The organism is Streptomyces spiroverticillatus (assembly GCA_014650415.1).
GTDB classification, from domain to species: Bacteria; Actinomycetota; Actinomycetes; order Streptomycetales; family Streptomycetaceae; genus Streptomyces; species Streptomyces spiroverticillatus.
In genome coordinates this window covers 59,702-78,200 of sequence record BMUX01000017.1, presented here as the reverse complement: position 1 = coordinate 78,200, position 18,499 = coordinate 59,702, and the positions used below count along the sequence as shown (strand labels likewise).

Annotated in this window: 20 protein-coding genes; 8 read left to right on the top strand and 12 right to left on the bottom strand. The window is 72.0% G+C overall.

The annotated features are described in order from the left end of the window. The first annotated feature begins 188 nt into the window (after positions 1–188). On the top strand, positions 189–605 hold the full coding sequence (locus tag IE269_RS33700) for a DUF6234 family protein (RefSeq protein ID WP_189827063.1): 417 nt from the start codon (positions 189–191) through the stop codon (positions 603–605). A gap of 64 nt (positions 606–669) precedes the next feature. Here the strand turns inward: IE269_RS33700 and IE269_RS33695 are convergent, their stop codons facing one another. Together IE269_RS33695 and IE269_RS33690 are read right to left on the bottom strand one after the other, a co-directional pair. After that, positions 670–1,233 (bottom strand): kinase, encoded by a 564-nt coding sequence (locus tag IE269_RS33695; RefSeq protein ID WP_189827062.1) that lies wholly within the window; start codon positions 1,231–1,233, stop codon positions 670–672. Beyond that, a complete protein-coding gene (locus tag IE269_RS33690; RefSeq protein ID WP_189827061.1) occupies positions 1,226–1,819 on the bottom strand; it encodes a DUF6042 family protein in 594 nt (197 codons plus the stop codon). Before IE269_RS33690 ends, IE269_RS33695 begins: the two co-directional genes overlap by 8 nt. 355 nt (positions 1,820–2,174) lie before the next feature. On the opposite strand from IE269_RS33690, the gene IE269_RS33685 reads away from it, so the two are divergent. Continuing rightward, positions 2,175–3,497, top strand: coding sequence for an MFS transporter (locus IE269_RS33685; RefSeq protein WP_189827060.1), 1,323 nt, complete (start codon positions 2,175–2,177; stop codon positions 3,495–3,497). A gap of 756 nt (positions 3,498–4,253) precedes the next feature. Here IE269_RS33685 and IE269_RS33680 read toward each other — a convergent pair. Then, entirely contained in the window at positions 4,254–4,463 is a 210-nt protein-coding gene (locus IE269_RS33680) for a hypothetical protein (RefSeq protein ID WP_189827059.1), read from the bottom strand. Positions 4,464–4,643: 180 nt separating this feature from the next. Further along, the gene (locus IE269_RS33675; protein ID WP_189827058.1) at positions 4,644–5,330 is read right to left on the bottom strand and encodes a hypothetical protein; all 687 of its coding nucleotides are present in this window, start codon (positions 5,328–5,330) and stop codon (positions 4,644–4,646) included. A 159-nt stretch (positions 5,331–5,489) separates the two neighbouring features. Between IE269_RS33675 and IE269_RS33670 the strand changes: the two genes are divergently transcribed. Both IE269_RS33670 and IE269_RS33665 read left to right on the top strand, forming a co-directional pair. After that, positions 5,490–6,527, top strand: a complete 1,038-nt coding sequence (locus IE269_RS33670) for a dipeptidase (RefSeq protein WP_189827057.1) — start codon at positions 5,490–5,492, stop codon at positions 6,525–6,527. A 156-nt stretch (positions 6,528–6,683) separates the two neighbouring features. Continuing rightward, positions 6,684–7,226 carry a hypothetical protein gene (locus IE269_RS33665; RefSeq protein WP_189827056.1) on the top strand — a complete coding sequence of 181 codons (543 nt, stop codon included), beginning with the start codon at positions 6,684–6,686 and terminating at the stop codon, positions 7,224–7,226. 41 nt (positions 7,227–7,267) lie between these two features. Here IE269_RS33665 and IE269_RS33660 read toward each other — a convergent pair whose 3' ends face one another. The 4 genes from IE269_RS33660 to IE269_RS33645 all read right to left on the bottom strand — a co-directional run bounded on the left by IE269_RS33660 (position 7,268) and on the right by IE269_RS33645 (position 10,890). Beyond that, positions 7,268–8,533, bottom strand: a complete 1,266-nt coding sequence (locus tag IE269_RS33660) for an MFS transporter (protein ID WP_189827055.1) — start codon at positions 8,531–8,533, stop codon at positions 7,268–7,270. Further along, complete coding sequence (locus tag IE269_RS33655; RefSeq protein ID WP_189827054.1) at positions 8,530–9,684, bottom strand: PLP-dependent cysteine synthase family protein; 1,155 nt, start codon at positions 9,682–9,684, stop codon at positions 8,530–8,532. Before IE269_RS33655 ends, IE269_RS33660 begins: the two co-directional genes overlap by 4 nt. A 128-nt stretch (positions 9,685–9,812) precedes the next feature. Next, positions 9,813–10,217 carry a hypothetical protein gene (locus IE269_RS33650; RefSeq protein ID WP_189827053.1) on the bottom strand — a complete coding sequence of 135 codons (405 nt, stop codon included), beginning with the start codon at positions 10,215–10,217 and terminating at the stop codon, positions 9,813–9,815. 22 nt (positions 10,218–10,239) lie between these two features. Continuing rightward, a complete protein-coding gene (locus IE269_RS33645; protein WP_189827166.1) occupies positions 10,240–10,890 on the bottom strand; it encodes a class I SAM-dependent methyltransferase in 651 nt (216 codons plus the stop codon). 161 nt (positions 10,891–11,051) lie between these two features. Between IE269_RS33645 and IE269_RS33640 the strand changes: the two genes are divergently transcribed. The 3 genes from IE269_RS33640 to IE269_RS33630 all read left to right on the top strand — a co-directional run bounded on the left by IE269_RS33640 (position 11,052) and on the right by IE269_RS33630 (position 12,154). Continuing rightward, a complete protein-coding gene (locus IE269_RS33640) occupies positions 11,052–11,426 on the top strand; it encodes a hypothetical protein (RefSeq protein ID WP_189827052.1) in 375 nt (124 codons plus the stop codon). A gap of 126 nt (positions 11,427–11,552) precedes the next feature. Then, positions 11,553–11,933: an ATP-binding cassette domain-containing protein gene (locus IE269_RS33635; RefSeq protein ID WP_189827051.1), complete on the top strand. Its 381-nt coding sequence runs from the start codon at positions 11,553–11,555 to the stop codon at positions 11,931–11,933. Beyond that, entirely contained in the window at positions 11,933–12,154 is a 222-nt protein-coding gene (locus IE269_RS33630) for a hypothetical protein (RefSeq protein WP_189827050.1), read from the top strand. The genes IE269_RS33635 and IE269_RS33630 overlap by 1 nt, the downstream gene beginning before the upstream one ends. A gap of 55 nt (positions 12,155–12,209) precedes the next feature. Here IE269_RS33630 and IE269_RS33625 read toward each other — a convergent pair whose 3' ends face one another. Further along, a complete protein-coding gene (locus IE269_RS33625) occupies positions 12,210–12,575 on the bottom strand; it encodes a VOC family protein (protein WP_189827049.1) in 366 nt (121 codons plus the stop codon). Positions 12,576–12,806: 231 nt separating this feature from the next. Here IE269_RS33625 and IE269_RS33620 point away from each other — a divergent pair, with 231 nt between their 5' ends. Beyond that, entirely contained in the window at positions 12,807–14,123 is a 1,317-nt protein-coding gene (locus tag IE269_RS33620) for a phytase (RefSeq protein ID WP_229898440.1), read from the top strand. Between the two features lie 7 nt (positions 14,124–14,130). Here IE269_RS33620 and IE269_RS33615 read toward each other — a convergent pair whose 3' ends face one another. The 3 genes from IE269_RS33615 to IE269_RS33605 all read right to left on the bottom strand — a co-directional run bounded on the left by IE269_RS33615 (position 14,131) and on the right by IE269_RS33605 (position 18,404). Beyond that, complete coding sequence (locus IE269_RS33615) at positions 14,131–15,309, bottom strand: serine hydrolase domain-containing protein (RefSeq protein WP_229898441.1); 1,179 nt, start codon at positions 15,307–15,309, stop codon at positions 14,131–14,133. Between the two features lie 330 nt (positions 15,310–15,639). After that, the gene (locus tag IE269_RS33610; RefSeq protein ID WP_189827046.1) at positions 15,640–16,647 is read right to left on the bottom strand and encodes a hypothetical protein; all 1,008 of its coding nucleotides are present in this window, start codon (positions 16,645–16,647) and stop codon (positions 15,640–15,642) included. Then, the gene (locus IE269_RS33605; protein ID WP_189827045.1) at positions 16,644–18,404 is read right to left on the bottom strand and encodes a CotH kinase family protein; all 1,761 of its coding nucleotides are present in this window, start codon (positions 18,402–18,404) and stop codon (positions 16,644–16,646) included. The genes IE269_RS33610 and IE269_RS33605 overlap by 4 nt, the downstream gene beginning before the upstream one ends. Between the last annotated feature and the right edge of the window lie 95 nt (positions 18,405–18,499).

Sequence of the window (18,499 nt, the reverse complement as noted above, 5' to 3'; positions counted from 1 at the left end):
CTAGGGGCGTCGCAAGGGTGCACATGCCGACAAAATGTCACCCTCCTGCCCCTGGTCGCCCGCGACGCCTCCCGCGGGGTGTGCGGTGCGGGGTCGACCAGGACGGTGACGGTGGCACCGGTCCGCGCGCTCGGTGTTGAGTACGCGTACTCAGGCGGGCCGCCGACCGTCGCCCGAGCATGGCAAGCATGGAGTTCTTCGCGGACCTCGTCCTGGCCGTACTGCTGTCGGCCCTCAAAGCCGTGGCGTTGGTGGCCGTCTGGTTCGTCGAAGGCATGAAGCAGTGGGCCGCCCGGGGGCAGTCGGTGCCTGATCCCACAGGCCGGTACTTGCTCGTGCTGAGTACGGGGTCGGCCGGTTCGGCAGTGACGGCCTACGGCTTGGCCCGGGCCGAACTGCCCTTGGCCTCCACGACCCAAGCAGTCATGGCCACTCTGCTCGCATTGCTGCTGCTCCTGGTCGCAGGCACCGCATACGGCAAGCGGCTCGCACGGGATCTGCGGCGGCGTCGGCTTCGCCAAGAACGGTTGCGCTGGCACGAGTCCCAGCGCGAGGACCGCACGCCTGTGTCCACATCGTTCCGCCGACGGAGGCGGCGGCTGTGATCTCTCGCGGTGATGTTCGACTTCCCCGACCCGACAGTGAACGCCGTCGTCGACGGCAGGCTCGTCAGCGGTCGACCGGGAGCACTCGGTCCAGACCGCTCTCGTGCAGGATCCGCGTGACGGTGTCGGTGAGGGTGCTCGCCGCGTCGATGACGGTCTCCAGGGCGCCTGGCAGCAGGTCCCTCTCCCGGTACCAGGAGCGGAGGTGGTCGGGGGTGACCTGCCTCAGGTACTCGGCATCCGGTTTGGAGGCGTGCCGCAGCAGCGTCTGCTCGTACGGCACATCGAGGTAGTAGCAGCGCGAGACACCCCGGTGGGCGTGCACCAGGTTCTGGAGCATGGGGGCGTAGCGGTCGGCGTACAGGATGCCTTCGACGACGACGTGGAAGCCGTGGTCCAGGGCGTAGCGGGCGGTGAGGTCGATCAGGCCGATGTTGGCGCCGCCGGGCCGGTCGTGTTCGCGCAGCACGGTCCGGCGGAGGTTGTCCTGGCCGACGACGGCGAGGTTGCGGCCGAACCGCTCGCGCAGGCCGGCCGCGACGGACGACTTGCCGGAGGCGCTGTTGCCGCGGACGACGATCAGGCGCGTGTCCCCGGTGCCGACGGTTTCGCGCGCGGGCTCAGTCATCGATGCCCGGCCGGAGGCGGAGCTCGTGGATGCGCTCCCAGTCCATGAGCAGACGGAAGCGGCGGTGGGCCGCCAGATCTTCCGTGTCGGCCGGTTCGTCGCCGCGCCGGACGCGGGCGTCGCCGGACTGCGTGAGTTCCGTGAGGGCGGTGCGGACGGTGTCGGCGTCCCGGCCGGTGGCGGCCGCCAGGCGGTCCAGGGAGGTGAGGGCCTCTTCCGGTGCGCCCAGATCGTCGGCCAGGTGGTCGATGAGGCTGTGGGCGAGCGTGCCGGTCCGCATGCTCCAGCGGAACTTGCCGAGGTGCTGGGTGAGTTCGGGGTCGAGGGGCAGCACGTCGTCGGGCAGCGGGGGCACGTCGGGCATCCACCACCGGGTGCCGTCCGGAGCTTCCGCACGGCGGGCCAGGCCCCACTTCACGTAGAGTTCGGACAGGTCCCGCACTGTGGTGGGCACGGGGAATCCGGCCGTCGTGAGCATGGCGGCGAACCGTTCCCGACAAGCCGCTTCGTACGCCTCGCGGCCCTCCGGCGCGTCCTCGTAGTCCCACTCCCCCGTCGGGCCGGGCACGGACGGGTCGGCAGTCATCCGCAGCATTTCCTCGGCTTTCCGTTTCCGTCGAATCCCATTGAATTCCGTCGATGTCGTCTCGGGGGGTTCGCTGGTCGCAGCGTAGGCAGGGAGCGCGGCGGGCGCGGCAGATCTCACGGACCTCACCCTCATGGGTGGCGGCAGGGGGCTACGGGGAGGTGTTCGCGCAGGGCTCCAGGAGGGGGCACCACAACTCGGCGGACCTCGGGCGCGGTTCGCGCATCACGCTGCCCCGGCGCTATGACCGCGCGGGCCCCGGAGTATGCCGAGAGTGAAGCCGTGCCGCAACTCCCGTTTCCCGGGCAAGGATCATGGTTCCGGTTCCGTGAAGTGATGGGGGTTCCTCGTGGGCATGGCCCTGCGCCGCGTGATGCGTTCTTCGCCGTACTGGCCCGTGGTGACGCACGGCACGCTGAGGCGGGTGCTGCCCGGGTTCGCCGTCTCCTCGCTGGGCGACGGCATGGCCGTCGTGGCGGTGAGCTGGCTGGCGATCGAGCTGGCGCCGGAGGCGGACCGGAGTATCTGGGTCGCTCTGGCGGCCGCCGCCTACACCTTGTCCGGGGCGGCGGGCGCGCTGCTCCTCGGCCGCTTCCTGCGGCATCGGCCACCGGCTCAACTGGCGGGGTGCGACGCGGCGTTGAGGGCGTGCACCCTGGGTTCCATACCCGTGTTGTACGCCTTCGGTGCGCTGAACATCCAGGGGTACGTCGCGCTCCTCGCGCTCTCGTCCGTTCTGCACTCGTGGGGGCAGGCGGGGGTGTACACGCTCATCGCGAGGGTGTTGCCGCAGCGCGACCATCTCGCGGGCAACGCCGTGCTCTCCGGGCTGGGGTCGCTCGCGACGGTGGCGGGGCCTCCGCTGGCCACGCTGCTCATCGTTTTCGGCGGGCCCGCGACCGTGCTGGCCGTGGACGCGGCGACCTTCCTGGTCCTCGCGCTCACCTTCCTGCTCGCCGTACCGAAGGGCGGCGTGCCCGAACCGGAGGAGGACGAGGCGTCGCGGTCGGCCGGTTTCGCCGTGGTGCGGCGCATTCCCGCGCTGTCCGGACTGCTCGCACTGAGTTTCGCCTTCTTCCTCCTCTTCGGTCCGGTGTACGTGGCGTTGCCGTTGCACGTCTCGGACGACCTGGCGGGCTCGGCGGGGGTGCTGGCGTCGTTCTACACGGCCTTCGGGATCGGTGCGGTGGTCGGCTCCGTGCTCACGGGGTTCCTCAGCAAGTGGAAGCTGTGGCCCGTCACGATCGGCATCGTCATCTGTTTCGGACTACTCATGCTGCCGATGGGGCTGGGGGCGCCGACGGCGGTTTCGGTGGTCTGTTTCGGTCTGGCCGGGCTGCTCTGGCCGCCGTACTCGACGCTGTCGACCACCCTGTTCCAGCGCTCCACGCCCAGTGCGCTGCTGCCGCAGGCGCTGGCCGCGAGTTCGGCGGTGCGGGTGATGTCGGTGCCGCTGGGCACCGCACTCGGCGGGCCGCTGGTGGCGGGCCTCGGCGCGGCCGGTGCGCTGCGGGTGTCGGCCGGGGCGATCGCGGTGGTGGGTGTGGTCGCGGCGGTCGCCCTGGCGGTGGGGTCGGCGCGGGGGCGGCGCGAGGGGCCGAAGGGTGGAGGCGCGGCGGACGTGGATGACGTAACGAAGTCGGAGGAAGCCGGTGATGTGACGATGCGTCAGGCTTGATCGCCGTCGTCGAGGTCCTTCCGGTGGACGTCCGTGGGTCGGGCGGGTGCCGGCCGGGGGCTTCGAGCGTGCGGAACGTGGCGATGAGCCTGCCGAAACGGCCCTGACTTCAGATGCCCGACTGCTCGCGGGCTCGAAGCGCTTGGACGGGGACTCCGTGTCCTCTCATGCCCGGCTTGCGGGCCGAGGACTCGTCGGTCTCCCCGGTGGCGACGGCCCGGGCACGGATCTCCGGTCCGCGTCACGCTGCCGCACGTGGGCTCCGTGGGGCACGCCCTGCTCTTCCTGGTCCCCCCGGGCCGGGAGCCGTTGTCCGTGCACTACGCGGGCCATGCACTGCGGCAGCAGGAGGTGCCGAGGGACGAGCACGCCCGGGCGGCGAGTCGGCCGCCCACCTGCCGTACTGGACCGCGAAGCTGGTGGGCGGCCCCGAGGTGCTCGCCCTGCGGGACGGTCGCAGCAGGCCGCCCCTGGTGGCCGGCTGCGGCGGCCGGGCCCCTCGCCCGGCAGGGCCACCCCTCTTCGGTCGCCGGAACGGCACCTGCGGCCGACCGTCCCGCCGGGTCGCCAACCCCTGTGCCGGGTCACGCTTGCCCACCAGAACGACCTTCGCTGCCGGGCCCGACGGTCGACGTGCCGGAAGCGGAAGTCCGCCCAGGGGCGGCCGCGTTCGGCCCGGCCTTCGCCTGCGCCGAGGCGGACGGGGCTCCCTCCACTGCTCCGTCCACCTCTTCGACATGAGGCTGCCGCCCAGGGTCAGGCGAGGGCGGCCGCGAAGCGTGGCAGGGTGAGCCTGCCGGCCTTCGAGGCGGAGGAGCCCGTGGCGACCCAGTCGCCGGTCTTGGTCAGGACCTTGGTCGCTCCCTCGGTGCCGACGGCCGCCTGCTGGGTCGCGTCCGATTCCCCGTCGGCGAGGGCGACGACGGTGGGCACCTGGGTGAGGAGTTCGACCGTACCCTGCATCACCTTGCCCGCCGTCTTGCCCGCCTTCGCGGACTTGCCGACCAGCTCGGCGCCCTGCTTGCCCGGGAACTTGAAGGCACCCGACGCCTCCGACGCGGTACGCCACCTGCCGCACCAGGACCGCGTGGGCGATGTCGATCAACCTAGCCAGGCCCGGGGAAGCAACTCGTACCAAGTGGGCTTCTAGCGGGTGGACTTGGCGGTTCTGTGCCGACGTGGCGATAGCGGGCGCCATGTCGATTCGGCGCCCGTCCAGGGACGGGCCCGCCAGGTGTACGGCGGGACTCCTGCGGGGTCGAGGTCCGCGTCGGGCCAGCGTCGGCGCAGCGTTGCGGCGGTGGACCCGCACCAGCCGGCCAGGTCGGGCAGGACGCGATGCGCGTCGGCGGCCGATGCGCCCGCTTCCAGCAGCAGCACCAGTTGGGCGCGGGAGGCGTCGCCCGGCGGCCGTGCGTCCCGCTTGTCCAGCTCGCCGGCGCGGACCGCCACCCAGCTCATGGCGGCGGACGCGAGGCCGAGGCCGAAGCGCCGGTCGTCCTGTGCCTCCGGGACGGTGCGGGCCAACGCGGTGCGGTGGGCGATGAGTTGGCGCGGGCCGGAGACCGCCATCCACAGCGGGCCGGGTACGGCGAGTTCGGCCGCGGCCTCGTGCAGGTCGCGCTCGGCGGCGTACGGCATCGGGACGCCGGAGGCGGCGGCCCGCTCGGCGATGGTGCGCCACGCGCCTCCCCACGCGTGCTCGCGGTCCCCGAGCGCCTGCGCGGGGCTGCTCAGTGCGGTGCGGCGGGCGGCGTACGCATGGCCGCACGCGACAGGCGACAGTCCGCGCCCGGCACGTAGGGCCCGCGCCCGGCAGGCAAAGGCCCCCACCCGGTCGGCAAGGGACGGGGCCCAGTCAGCAAGGACCCGCGCCGTGGCCCGCTTTGGCCGCGGGTACAGATCGGGCGGACGTTCTTGGGCCTGCACGACAAACTCCCCGCGCTCGCGCTCGCATAGCGTCGGGAGCACGTCTCCCGGAAGGAGCCCGAGGTGAGCCGAGACCTGCACGATCGCGCGGTCGTCGCCGACACGCACAACGACCTGCTCATGTCCGTGGTGGAGCGACCGCCGCACCGGTGGGCGGAGTTCTTCCGCGAGCGGTGGCTTCCGCAGCTCCTGGAGGGCGGGGTGAACATCCAGGTGCTGCCCGTCTTCGTGGACACCCAGTTCCGGCCGGAGGGCGCGCTGCGCCGCACGCTGCGGATGATCGAGTGCGCCCATGCCCTCGCCGAGGGCAACGCCGACCGCGTGCAGCTGTGTCTGGACGGCGAGGACATCGACACCGCACTCGCCCACGGCCGGATCGCCCTGGTGCTCGCGCTGGAGAGCGCCCCCGGTGTCGACGCGGACGTGGAGCTGTTCCGCACCCTGCACCGCCTGGGGGTGCGGGTCGCCTCGATCGCGCACTGGGGCCGCTCGGCGCTCGCCGACGGGAGCGGCGAGGACGCCACCGGCAGCAGGCTCACGAGCGAGGGCGTGGCGGCGCTGGCTGAACTGGAGCGCCTGGGCGTCGTGTTCGACGTCTCCCACCTCGGGGCGAATGGCGTGGCACACGTACTGGAGTTGGCGACGCGTCCGCTGATCGCCTCGCACTCGTCGGCCCGTGCGCTGTGCGACCACCACCGCAACCTCACCGACGAGCAGATCCTCGGGGTGGCGGCGACGGGCGGCGTCGTCTGCGTCAACTTCGTGCCGGACTTCCTGGCCCGCGACCGTGCCGCCCAGACCGTCGACCGGGTCGTCGACCACATCGAGTACATCGCGGCACTGGCCGGGATCGAGCACGTGGGCATCGGCCCGGACTTCCTGAAGGAAGTCGCCGCCGACACCACCCCGCCGTGCTGCGACGGAACGGACTACACGGGAATCCCCCTGGACTCCTCCCTGCCCGGCCTGGACGGACCGGCCGAACTGCCCGCGCTGACAGAGGCGTTGGTCAAGCGGGGAATGGAAGAGGACAGCATCCGCGCGGTCCTGGGCGGCAACGTGCAGCGCGTCTTCCGGGCCGAGCTGGGGCGGGGCCGCTGAGTGGCGTGACGTGATACGGGAGCACCTCTCCCGCATACGGGAGCGCCTCTCCCGGCAGCGGCCGCCCCCGGGGAAGTCCCGCCTCGCGCCCGGCGGGAAGCCTGGCGGGAAACCGGCCCTGGCGGGAACCCCGCCCCTCCGGTGTAATACGCCCCCATGGATGCAGGCACGGCGGCGATCTTGGGCGCGGCCATCGGCGCGTTGGGCGGTCTGGGCGGCGGCTGGCTCACCGTATTCGGTCAGGGGCGGCACCAGCGGCGGCAGCAGGCCGCCGAACGGGAGCGGTGGCGCAACGAGTTGCGGCGCGACGCGTACAACACGTGCATCGCCAGCATGAAGCGGCTGTCGGCGTCCTGGTGGAAGTTCTCCGACCAGATGTGGAGCGAGAACAGCACTCCCGAGCAGTGGCAGTCCGCCTTCGTCGAGGCCCACGACGCCTGGACGCAGTTCAGTGCCGCCGTGGCCGCGGTCGCCGTGGCGGGACCGCACCGTGTGGTGGATGCGGCGGACCAACTCCGTTCTGCGATGTACGACTTGGAGAAGTGCGGGCTGCACTGGTACCGGGCCGCGCAGAGCCAGGGCCACGGGCGGCTCGACGAGAACAGCTTCCGTTTCCGGCAGGCGATGAACGCGAAGAAGGCACCGGACCGGGCGTTCCAGAAGGCGGCCCGGGAAGCGCTGGGGACGGAGCAGCCTTAGCAGCACGCTGAGGGACCTGCGGTCCCCCAGCGTGCGACGGGTCAGGCAGGGGCCGCCACCGTGGGACGGGCCGTGAGGCGTCCCGTGCGGCCCAGGGCCAGGACGGCTGCGGCGCAGAATGCGCCGGTCAGGGTCAGGGCCGTCCAGACCGTCCACAGGGCCTGGTGGCGGGTGGCGTAGTCCCACAGTCCGCCGGTGGCCAGGTTGCCCAGGGTGATGCCGAGCCCGGAGACGGTGTTGTAGAGGCCGTAGTGGGTCGCGACGAGACGGTTTCCGGACAGTGCGACGACCGTGTCCATCTCGAACGGGTAGACCACCGCGCTGCCCGCCGACAGCATGGCCACCGCCAGCGCGAGCGCCACGAGCTGCGCCGCGCCGGGCACGGCCGGACCGGCCGCGGCGGTCAGGGCGAGCGGGGTGAACGCCAGGCCCATCAGTGCCAGGCCCCGCACCAGGGCCTGTTGGTGGCTCCAGCGGGCCTTGGCCCATCCGGTCAGGCGCAGCTGGCCGGTGACGGCCACCGCTGCGGACAGGACGAACAGCAGGCTCGTGGCCTGCGTCCCGCGCGCCCCGAACGCCTCCCCCGCCGCCAGCGGCAGCGCGAGGTAGACCTGGAAGGTCAGGACGTACGAGCCGATCATCGCGCAGGAGAACAGCAGGAACGGACGGTTGGCCACCACCGTGCGCCACTGCGCCAGCACCCCGCCTCCGGAACTCGTGGCACTCCCCTCCGGGCGGAGGGCGGGCAGCCGCCGCCACTGCAACACGGTCAGCGCGGCGAAGATCGACGCGGCGACCAGGCACACCAGGCGGAAGTCGGCGGCCAGCAGGGCGAGTCCGACCAGGGGGCCCAGCAGCATCCCGGCCTGGTAGTAGACGTTGAAGGTGGCGAACGCCTCCACGCGCCGGTCCCCGGCCTCGGCGGCGAGGCAGGCGCGCACGGCAGGGTTGAACAGGGCCCCGGCGAACCCGGTGGCCGCCGAGGCGAGCACCAGCACCGGCAGGCTGTCCACCAGGCCGAGCAGGGCGAACCCGGCGGTGCGCAGCAGGCATCCGGCCATGATCGGGGTCTTGGGGCCGAGGCGGTCGGCGATCGTGCCGCCGATGAGGAACATGCCCTGCTGGGAGAAGTTCCGTACGCCCAGGACCAGTCCGACCGCCCACGCGGCCAGGCCCAGCGGTCCGGCGAGGTGGGCGGCCAGGTAGGGCATGAGCATGTAGAACGCGAGGTTGATGGCGAACTGGTTGACCATCAGGAGTTGCGCGGCGGGCGTGAAGCTGCGGGTCGAGGTCCAGAGGGTCTTCATCGGGCCGCCTCCGCCGTTCCCGGGTCCGTGCCCGTTGCGGGGTCGACGACGGTACGGCACGTCGTCCACCGCTCCACCGTCCGCTCGCCGGGGTGGGCGATCTCGTCCGGCGCGTCGGCGGGCGTACGGTCCAGCAGGTGGTGGGCCCGGCACCAGGCGTCGTCGAAGACGGTCTGGGCGTACCGGTGCGGTCCGTCGGGGAAGACGGCGGCGATCCTCGCCTCGGCCGGGAGCGTGGCGGCCAGGTGCCTGGCGACCAGGGACACCGCGCCCACGCTCCAGCCGCCGCTCGCGTACCGGGAGCGGGCCAGGGCCCTGGCCGCCCACACCGCTTCGTCGGCGGCCACCCAGTGGACCTCGTCGAACAGGGTGTGGTCCACGTTGCGCGGGTGGATGCTGCTGCCCAGCCCGCGCATCAGCCGTGGCGCCGCCTGCTGTCCGAAGATCGTGGATCCACAGGTGTCCACCCCCACCACCTTCAGCGCGGGGAAGAACTGCCGGAGCACCGAGGCGACGCCCGCCGAGTGCCCGCCGGTGCCCACGCTCACGACCAGGGTGTCGATCCGCCCGAGCTGGGCCACGAGTTCGTACGCCAGGGGTGCGTACGCGTGGACACTGTCGGGGTTGTGGTACTGGTCCGGGCACCACGCACCCGGGTGTACGGCCAGGAGTTCGCGGACGCGGTCGCGGCGGGCCTGCTGCCAGCCGCCGACCGGGTGCGGCACCCGGACGGTGTGGATCTCGGCGCCGTAGGCGGTGAGGAGGCCGGCGACCAGCGGTTCCATGCCGGGGTCGGTGACCACGGTGACCGGGTGGCCGTGGACGATCCCGGCGAGCGCCAGGCCGAGGCCCAGGGTGCCGGAGGTGGACTCCACGATCCGCCCGCCGGGCAGCAGGTCACCGCGTTCACGGGCCCGCTCCACCATGTAGAGGGCGGTACGGTCCTTGATCCCGCCGGGGTTGCGGCCTTCCAGCTTGGCCCAGAAGCCCCGGCCGGGGGCCGTGAAGGGGGCGCCCACCCACAGCACCGGGGTGTCACCGACCAGCGCGGCGGGGCTGAGCACGCGGCCGGGGGAACCCACCAGCAGTTGGGCGGGCGCCGGTCCGGCGGGCGAAGAAGAGGTCGAGGGGGACAGCACAGAGGAATTCATCGCACGGTTCTCCAGCCGGCCGCCGCACCCGCGCGGCAACGGCGGGGGCGACCGGGAATGTTCGAGGAACGAAACCTTCAGGGCACGAGCACCGGGCCGACGCGGACGGCCCCCCGGTGCGGGCCCGCTCAGGTCCGCCAGACCCCGAGGGCCGCCCGCACTCGCCCCGGATCACCGCCGTCCGGAAGCGGGGACAACCCCACCGACGCCTCCCGTCGCACGGCCGCCCGGTCCAGCACCGGCCGCTCGACGAGAGCCGGTGGAGGAAGATCCGTACGGCTCGACGACGCGGCGGGCTCGTCGTCTCCCGCACATCCCGCGTCCGTGCCGTGCGTGCAGGGCGAGGACACCGCTGCCGTCGGCGGCGGGTACGCGGACGCGCTCGTCCCGGGCAGGGTGTCGGCCCGGACCGCGCCGGAGGCCTGCGGGCCGTGCGCGCAGCCGAGCAGGTGGAGCAGCCCGGCGAGCACCGTGACCAGAACCAGCCGCCACAGTGCGGGCCGGGGTCCTCGCAGACCCGTCGACTCCCACATGGGACGCATCGTAATCACATGACTACGTAAGGTGCCCGTCAGTGCTCCCCGCCCGCGACCGGGTGTGGACGCTGACGGCGTAGCCGGCGGCGGGGGTGTAGGGGGCGCCGTCCCAGGTGGCGTGGCGCTCGCTCAGGGTGAGTCCGGCTTCGGTGCACCAGTGGTCGAAATCGGCGAGGGTGAGCGGGGGTTCGGGCAGCGGGAGGTGGGCGGCGTCCAGGCCCATGCCAGTGACCAGCAGGCCGCCGGGGCGCAGCAGGGACGCCAGGTGGCGGACTACGGTGGGTTCGGTGCCGGGGGCCAGCAGGGGGATGACGTTCCCGGCGGCCAGGACCAGGTCGAACTCCGGTTCAAGGCCGAGGGTGTCGAGGCGGGCCAGGTCGCCGAGGAGCCAGTCCTGGGCGGGGGCTTCGCGGCGGGCGACGGCGAGCATCGAGGAGTCGATGTCCACGCCGGTGCAGCGGTGGCCCAGTTCGGCGAGCCGGATCGCGATCCGGCCGGTGCCGCAGCCGGCGTCGAGCACGCGGGCGGCGGGCTTCAGCAGGGCGTCGCAGAAGGTGGCTTCGCCGTGGACGTCGTGGCCCGACTCGGCGAGCCGTGCGAAGCGCCGGGCGTAGTCCTCTCCGGCTCGCCCTTCGGTCAGCTGTGCCCAGCGGTCCTGCTGTTCGGGCATGGTCGTCCCTTGTGTGTCGGCCTCGCCCGTTTCGTCGGAGCGGGAGGTGGCGCTGTCGTTGTCCGCCCTCATGGTCACAGATGCCTTGGGGGGCGGGGGCCACGAGGGCAGGGCGGTCGCGGGACCTGGCCTACGCTTGCCCAGGAAGCAAGGGGAAGCGCATGACTCTGAAGGCGGGCCAGCGGGTGCTGCTGGCGGCGGACACCAGACTGACCGATTCGGCCGAGGTGTCGGGGGTCGTCGTCGGGTTCCTGTCCCTGGCGGCGGGCATCGGCGGGACCGTCGAGCAGGTGGACGTCCACCACCCGCAAGCGGGCGACGACGTACGCGAGTACGAGCGGCTCAAGTCGCTGCTCGACGCCTACGGCGACACGATGCCGCCGGGCAGCCGGAAGCGGTTCCAGGAGCAGGTCGCCTCCCTGGAACCCACCTGGACCGCCTTCCAGGAACTGGCACCCCGCGTGAGCGTGCGGGTCCGCTTCGACAACGGGTTCCTCCTCGACGGGGCCGACGAGGGCGCTTTCGTCCCTGCCTGAGAGGGCGCTTTCGTCCCTGCCTGAGAGGGCGCGCGTCCCGGGCAACCGCTCCCCCCGTCAACTCCCGCGGCTCCTCCCGGGCCTTCACTCGTTGACCCCACGGAGGCAACGAGGAGGGGGCGTCGGATGGACACCGGTCAGGGACGGGTACTCGCGGTCGACGGGCTTCGGTGTGTGACTCCGACGGGCAGAGTGCTGCTGGTGGAGGCCCGCCTGGAGCTCGCGGCGGGCGCCTCGGCGGCCGTGACCGGCGCGAGCGGGAGCAGCAAGAGCACGTTGCTGATGTGTCTGCTGGGTCTCGTACGTCCCGGCTCGGGGCGCATCGAGGTGGCCGGGACCGACCTCGCCCGGCTGTCCGGGCGCCGCCTGGCCCGCCACCGGCGCCGCACCACCGGCATGGTCTTCCGGTTCGGCGAACTCCCGCCGGAGCTCTCCCCGTTGGAGAACGTCGCCCTCGCCGCCCTCCTCGCCGGCACCCGCCGCTCGTCGAGGACGTACGGGAGTTGATGACCTTCGTGCGAGGTCACCGCAAGACCGACGACCCCTTCGACCTCGTCCTCGGCGGCGTCACCCCCACCGACGCCGCCGAGGCCCGGGACGTGATCGGCCCGCTGCGCGATGCCGGGGCCACCTGGTGGGACGAAAGGCAGCTCGACCCCAGCCCCGGGGTGGACAGCCTGGATGCGGTGCTGCGGCGCATCGGGGCGGGGCTGCCCGTACTGGACTAGTTGGCGCTAGACCCCGGTCGCCTCGAACTGCCCGTTCCCCGTGGACACCGCTTGTTCAGGAGTCTTCGACGAGGATGAGGCTGTTGCCGTCCGGGTCGCGCACGGTGAACATCGGCGGCGCCGCGGGCCCCATGCGCAGGACCTCCGCGTCCGCGTCGACGCCGCGTGCGACCAGGTCCGCGTGAACGGCGTCGGCGTCCCCGGTCGACAGGCGGATGCCGGCCGGGATCCCTGCGGGAACGAGCGCGATGGTCGTGGACGCGCCGGGCGGTGCCACCTCGATCCAGCGGCCGTCGCCGAAGGGGGCGTCCCGGCGTACTTCGAAGCCGAGCTGGTCGACGTAGAACTCGACTGCCTTCTGCTGGTCGCTGACGTGAATCGCGACCGTGGCGATCTGTGTGATGTGTGTGGTGCTGCTCATGGTGTGCCTCCTGGTTGCGTGGCGTTCCTTGGCGTTCCCCAGTAGGACCGGGGCGGGCGGGGAAACTCATCGGCGGCCGCACCGGTCCCGGGGGCCGTGTTCGCCCGCGCCGTACATGACATGTACACCTGGGCGGGGGGTGATCGGCGTTCGGCGGCCGCTGTGCCGTCATCTGGTGCGGGCACGCTCGCGCGGGATCTTCACAAGCGTCACCCGACAGAGGAGAACTGCGTGTTCCGCTCCCCCATCGCCCCGCCGGTCGCACTGGCCGTGACCACCCTGCTCGCGGTGACGGCCGTGGCCGTGCCCGCCCAGGCGGGCGACCGTTCTGGCGGCGGTGCGCTGCCCGCTGTCACTCCGCGCGCCGAGACGCCGGTGCTGCACGACGACCCGCAGGGCGGCAACGCCGACGCCGACGACCCGGCGATCTGGCGCAATGCCGCCGCCCCCGGCCGCAGTCTCGTCATCGCGACGGCCAAGGAGGGCGGCCTGCGCGTGTACGACCTGGACGCGCGGCCCGTGCAGTCGGTCGCCGCACCGCCCGCCGTCGGGGCGGACGACGCTCCGGGCCGGTTCAACAACGTCGACCTGGTCGCGGGCCTGCGGCTGTCGTCCGGGCGGGCCGACCTGGCAATCACCAGCGACCGGGGCCACGACCGGCTGCGGTTCTACCGCATCGACCGCGACCGTACGGGCGGACCGCTCACCGATGTCACCGACCCGGCCGCTCCCGCCGTCTTCTCCCGGGACCAGGCCGAGGTCAACGAGCAGCGGACCGCGTACGGGCTCGCCACCTGGACCGACCGGTCCAGCGGACGTTCGTACGCGCTGGTGAGCCGCCGCGAGCGGACCAGCATCGCGCTGCTGGAGCTGCTGCCCGTCGCGGGCGGCAAGGTCACGTACCGCAAGATCCGCACGGTGGACCTGCCCTCCGCCTTCCGGCTGCCGAACGGCAGGACGTGGGCCCCGTGCGCCGAGCCCGGTGAGCTGCCCCAGGTCGAGGGCATGGTGGTCGACCCGGCCGACGGCACCCTGTACGCCGGTCAGGAGGACGTCGGCATCTGGCGGCTGCGGGCCGACCTCACCGGGAAGCCGCAACTCATGGACAAGGTACGGGAGTTCGGGGTGCCCGGCACCTACGACGAGCAGACCGAGGAGTGCGTGGCGGGCGCCGACCCCGGCTTCGGCGGCACCCGGCTCCGCGCGGACGTCGAGGGTCTGACGCTCGTCACCGAGAAGGGCGGCGGCGGACACCTCCTCGCCTCCAGCCAGGGCGACAACACCTTCGCCGCCTACGACCGCGAGGACCACAACGCGTACGAGGGCGGCTTCCGTGTCGCAGCCGCGGGCGGCGGCAGGCCGGACGGCTCCGAGGAGTGCGACGGGGCCGCCGCCCTGAACGCACCCCTCGGGTCCCGCTACCCGCGTGGCCTTCTCGTCGTGCAGGACGGCCACGACTCCCCCGCCTCGCCCGCCGAAGGTGACCGCCCCGCGACCAACTTCAAGTTCGTCGACCTCGGCACGGTGCTGGACACCCTCGACGACTGACCCGGTCTCACTCCGCACGGTTGCCCGCCGTGCCGAGGACGGCCCGCATCTCCGCCGCGATGATCTCCGGGAACGGCGCCCCGTCCTGATTGCCCAGGACGACGCCGACCCAGCCGGTGTCCGGGTAGATGTTCCAGCTCGCGAAGCTGCCGGGGTTCACCCCGGCACGCCCCTTCAGCCACTGGCCGTCGACGATGCCGACCGGCATCTGGTACGCCCCGAACGACGCGTCGACGGGGACCGCCGCCCCGCGTGCCAGGCCGCCGCCCTGCGGGGCGTGCGGGATCTTGGGACCGGTGAGCAGTTCGGCGTAGTGCCTGTCCAGCAGGGTCCCGTCCAACAGGGCGTGCGCGAAGCGGACGAGGTCCGGCGCGGTCGCGAAGCCGCCGTCGCCGGGTGCGTCGACGAAGGTGCGGGCGGGGTTCTTGCCCAGCTGGTACGGGTCCGGGCTGCCCTTGTCCAGGTTGCGGACGGCATCCACCAGGCTGCCGTCCGCCTGCCGCATGTACGAGTGCGCGATGTGCCGGTCGGTGAGCCACTGGGGTCTGGTGAAGTACCCGGTGCCGGTCATGCCGCAGCGCCGGAAGACGTTCTCCTCGACGTAGTCCCAGTACGACGTGCCGGTCACGGCCTCCACGATCATCGCGGGGATGGCGATCTCGGGCCCGGCGTGCTCGGTGGGGGTGCCGGGGGCGGCCACGAGCTTCGCCTGCCGGGCCCAACTCTCGCTGTACTCGCGCACCTCCGCACGGCTGTGGAAGACGCGTTCGAGGTCCTCGGGCGGATTGGCCAGACCGGAGGTGCCGGAGAGCAGGTGGTGGAGGGTCACCTGGTCGGCGATCTCCTTGGCGAAACCCTTGAGGTGCGTGCCCACCGTGTCCCACAGGTGCAGCTTGCCCTGCTGCACCAACTGCAGGACCGCCACGGGGCCGAACGGCTTGCCCGCCGAGGAGAGGTTGAACGCGATGCCCGGGTGGTTGCGGATGCCTCTCTCCTTGTCGGCCATGCCGTAACTCCGCGACAGCACCGTGCGGCCGCGGTGCGAGAGCATCACCACGCCGGAGAACGTGCCGTCCGCCGCCAGCTTCGCCACGTACCGGTCGTAGGCGCCGCCGGGCCGGGTCTCCGGCGGGACGGTGTCCGAACCGACCGCTGCCGGAGCGGCGTGGGCGGGCCGGGCACCCACGAGTTGCGCTCCGCCGGACGCCGCACCGGCCGCTGCGACTCCGCCCCAGCCGAGCAATTGCCGCCTGCCTACCCCACGTACGGAATTCGGTCCCATCCCACGCTTCCCTTCCGGTGCCCCGCCGCGATGTCGCTCTGCCTCCCGGCTGCCCGACCGGTGGACCGGCCGTGCGAGCAGGGTGGGTTCGTGGCCCCACTGAAGCCGGTGCGCTGTTGCGTGGGCGTATGCGCTTTTCGATACGTTCACGAAAGGTGCGGGGGGGGCATGGACACGGCCGGCCCGGGGTCCGGGCCGGCCGTCGGGTGCGTGGCCCGGCAGTGGGCGGACGGCTCAGTCGCGGTCGCCCGGGATCAGGAACAGGTGGACCGACTGGTCCTTGGCGCGGAACCGCTCATTGCCCGCGCCCTTCTTCGCCCGGTCGGAGACGATCACCACGTGGTCGGCCGACACCCAGGACACGCCCTCCGGGTTGCCGTAGACCGTGCGCCCCTTGCCGTCCGTGGGCAGGGGGTGCACGGTGCCCGCGTCGACCTCCCACTTCTTGGCGGAGAGCCGGCCCACCCACAGTGCGGACGACGCCTGCGAGAGGACGGCGATCCGGTCGTCGCGCACGGACACGCTGCTGTAGTCCTCGAAGGGCAGCGACTCGGGGAGGCGGATGGTGTCGGTGCGGGTCCAGCGCTTGCCCTCGCGCCGGAAGACGTGGATGCGGCCGCCGCCCGGTGTCCTGCCCTTCTTGCCGCCCGCGCACTGGTTGCCCTCGCAGAGGGCGAGGAGGTATCCGGCGCCTGCCCGGTCCACCCATTCCAGGCCTTCCATGCCCTTGTTGGCGTCGGTGAGGTCGAAGTCGAGGAGCGCGGACCCGAGGGGGCGCAGTTTCGCGTCGTACTCGTGCACGCGGGCACGGTAGCCCTTGGGCTTGACCGGTTCGGCCTCGGTGAGGGTGAAGTAGTGGTCGTGCAAGGTGTCGTGGGCGAGGTCCTCGTACCCGGCGTTCGCCGAACTGCCCTTCTTCTGCGCGAGGTTGGCCTTGAGGACCTCGTTGTCCGGTGCCTTGGAGGACAGTTCGCTGCCGACCCGGATGAGCGAGGGCAGGTTGTCGCAGACGATCAGGAAGGCGCCGTCGTGGTGGAGGACGCCGCTCGCCTCCAGGCGGGTGCCCGCGCTGTCGCCGATCAGGTCCTGGATCTTGGCTTCCTTGACGAGGCGCAGCTCGCGGGCCTTCGCGGACGCGGTCTTGTCCTTGGTCTTCGCGGAGGTGGTCTTGGCCTTGACCTTCGCAGACGTGGTCTTGGCCTTCGCGGCGGTCTTGCTCTTGGCCGGCTTCTTGACGGTCATGAGGGCAGTACCTCCATCGCGCCGGGGAACTGTGCCCCGCTGGCGCCGTTGGGATAGGTCTTGCGCAGCTCGGCGAGCTGCTGGCGGGCGTGGTCGTAGCGCATGCGCGTGTAGTGGAAGATCCCGTACGTGAACTGCGATCCCCGGCTCAGCTCCCACTGGCGGAACCCGGCGCGGTACACCTCGTCGTTGGTGAACTGCCGCCCGGTGAAGGGCTGTCCGTGCGGGCTGGTGGACTCGCCGTACGCGGCGGGCGAGATCAGCTGCCAGAGTCCGTCGGTGCGTCCGGAACCCTCCGCGCCGATCAGCTCGGCTACCTTCTCGGGGCCGAACTCCGTGTCCAGCAGGAATTCGAGGTGGTCGAGGTAGTACTGGCAGAAGTCGTGGTGCCGCAGCAGGTTGGTGAACAGCGGCAGGTGTGACGTCTCGTGCGGCGCCTTGGTGATGCGGCAGTAGTTGCGGCTCATCGCGGGCCAGTCGAGGAGGTCTGTGTACTGCCACGGGGTGGAGAAGAAGTCGATGCCCGAGCTGTTGTCGTAGTCCCAGGGGATGAACGTGAAGTACGGGCGGGCCATGAAGCCGGTGGCGTCGCCGAGCCTGCCGGAGTTGTAGAGGTAGTAGTTCGACGGGGTCGCGAAGTAGTTGTCCCAGCTGCCGAGGAGGACGTTGGCGCCCGCCCAGCGCAGGAAGGCCGGTACGTTGAGGACCCGCTCGACCGACTCACGGAAGGCGTCCGTCGCGAACTTGCCGTCGCCGCCGGGCAGTTGGATGCCGTTGACGGTGCGGACGAGAGTGGCGAGGTCGTCGTAGGTGCTGGTGGCGGGGTTGTCCTCGTTGGTCTTGAGGCGGTACGTACGGTCGTCCTCCGCGCTGCCCTCGGTGAAGTACTGCCTGCCGGTGTCGGAGCCGTCCGCGGTGGAGCGGTGCTCCAGGGTCGCGCAGCCGACGTCGCCGCAGTACGCCTTGTAGAGGTTGCCCTCGGAGTTCTTGCCGAAGTGGTCCTTCAGGAACTTCTTGTCGACCTGCTCGATGACCGAGAAGAGCCCCATGTAGCGGTCGTTGATCGAGAAGGTCGCGTACGTGTGCTGCGCGGCCGGGATCCCCGCGCGCTCCAGCAGCCGCCAGGCGACGGCCTCGCGCATCTGCGACGGGTCGTTGTACATCGCCTTGAGGTTGACCCGCTCCATGCCGTACAGCCGGTCCTCGCTGTCGCCGACCTCGAAGTCGATCTTCCAGGAGCGTTTGGGGGCGTGGGCCGTGAGGTTGCCGCTGTTGACCATCGAGAAGGACGAGGTCGCGAGCAGTGTGTCGTCCGGGGCGTCGGCCCTCGCGAGGGTCAGCCGGGCGCCCTGGGGCGCCACCATCACGTCGTCGGCGGTGAGGACGCCGGGCGGCCAGCCGGTGACCTTGACCTGATACATGTCCTGAGCGAAGAACTCCGTTTTGTTCTGCGCCGCGTTGAGGAGTTCGTCGACGATCCGGCCGATCGCGGTGGGACGGCCGTCCCCGTCGCGCAGCAGGAGGCTGCCGTCCGTCGGGGCACCGGGTACGTCCCCCTGCCCTGCCTGCTCGGCGAGCAGCAGATCGTACAGGGCACTGAACTCGGCCTTCGTCCGCAGTGCGGCATCGGCCGGGCCTGCCGTGGCGTTGGCCTGCCGGGCGAGCCGGTGCACCGTGCCCGGTGGCAGTGCGGTGATCGCGACGGTCTGGTTCTTGAACGCGTCCCGGAACGTGCCCTTGCCGATGGTCCTGTCCATCCCGGCCTCCCTGGGTGAACCTCCCTCTCTACTCCGGGCACCCCGTGCCCGCCAGGGCCAGAACCGGCCCCGGACGCGCCGAGGGGGCCCACCGG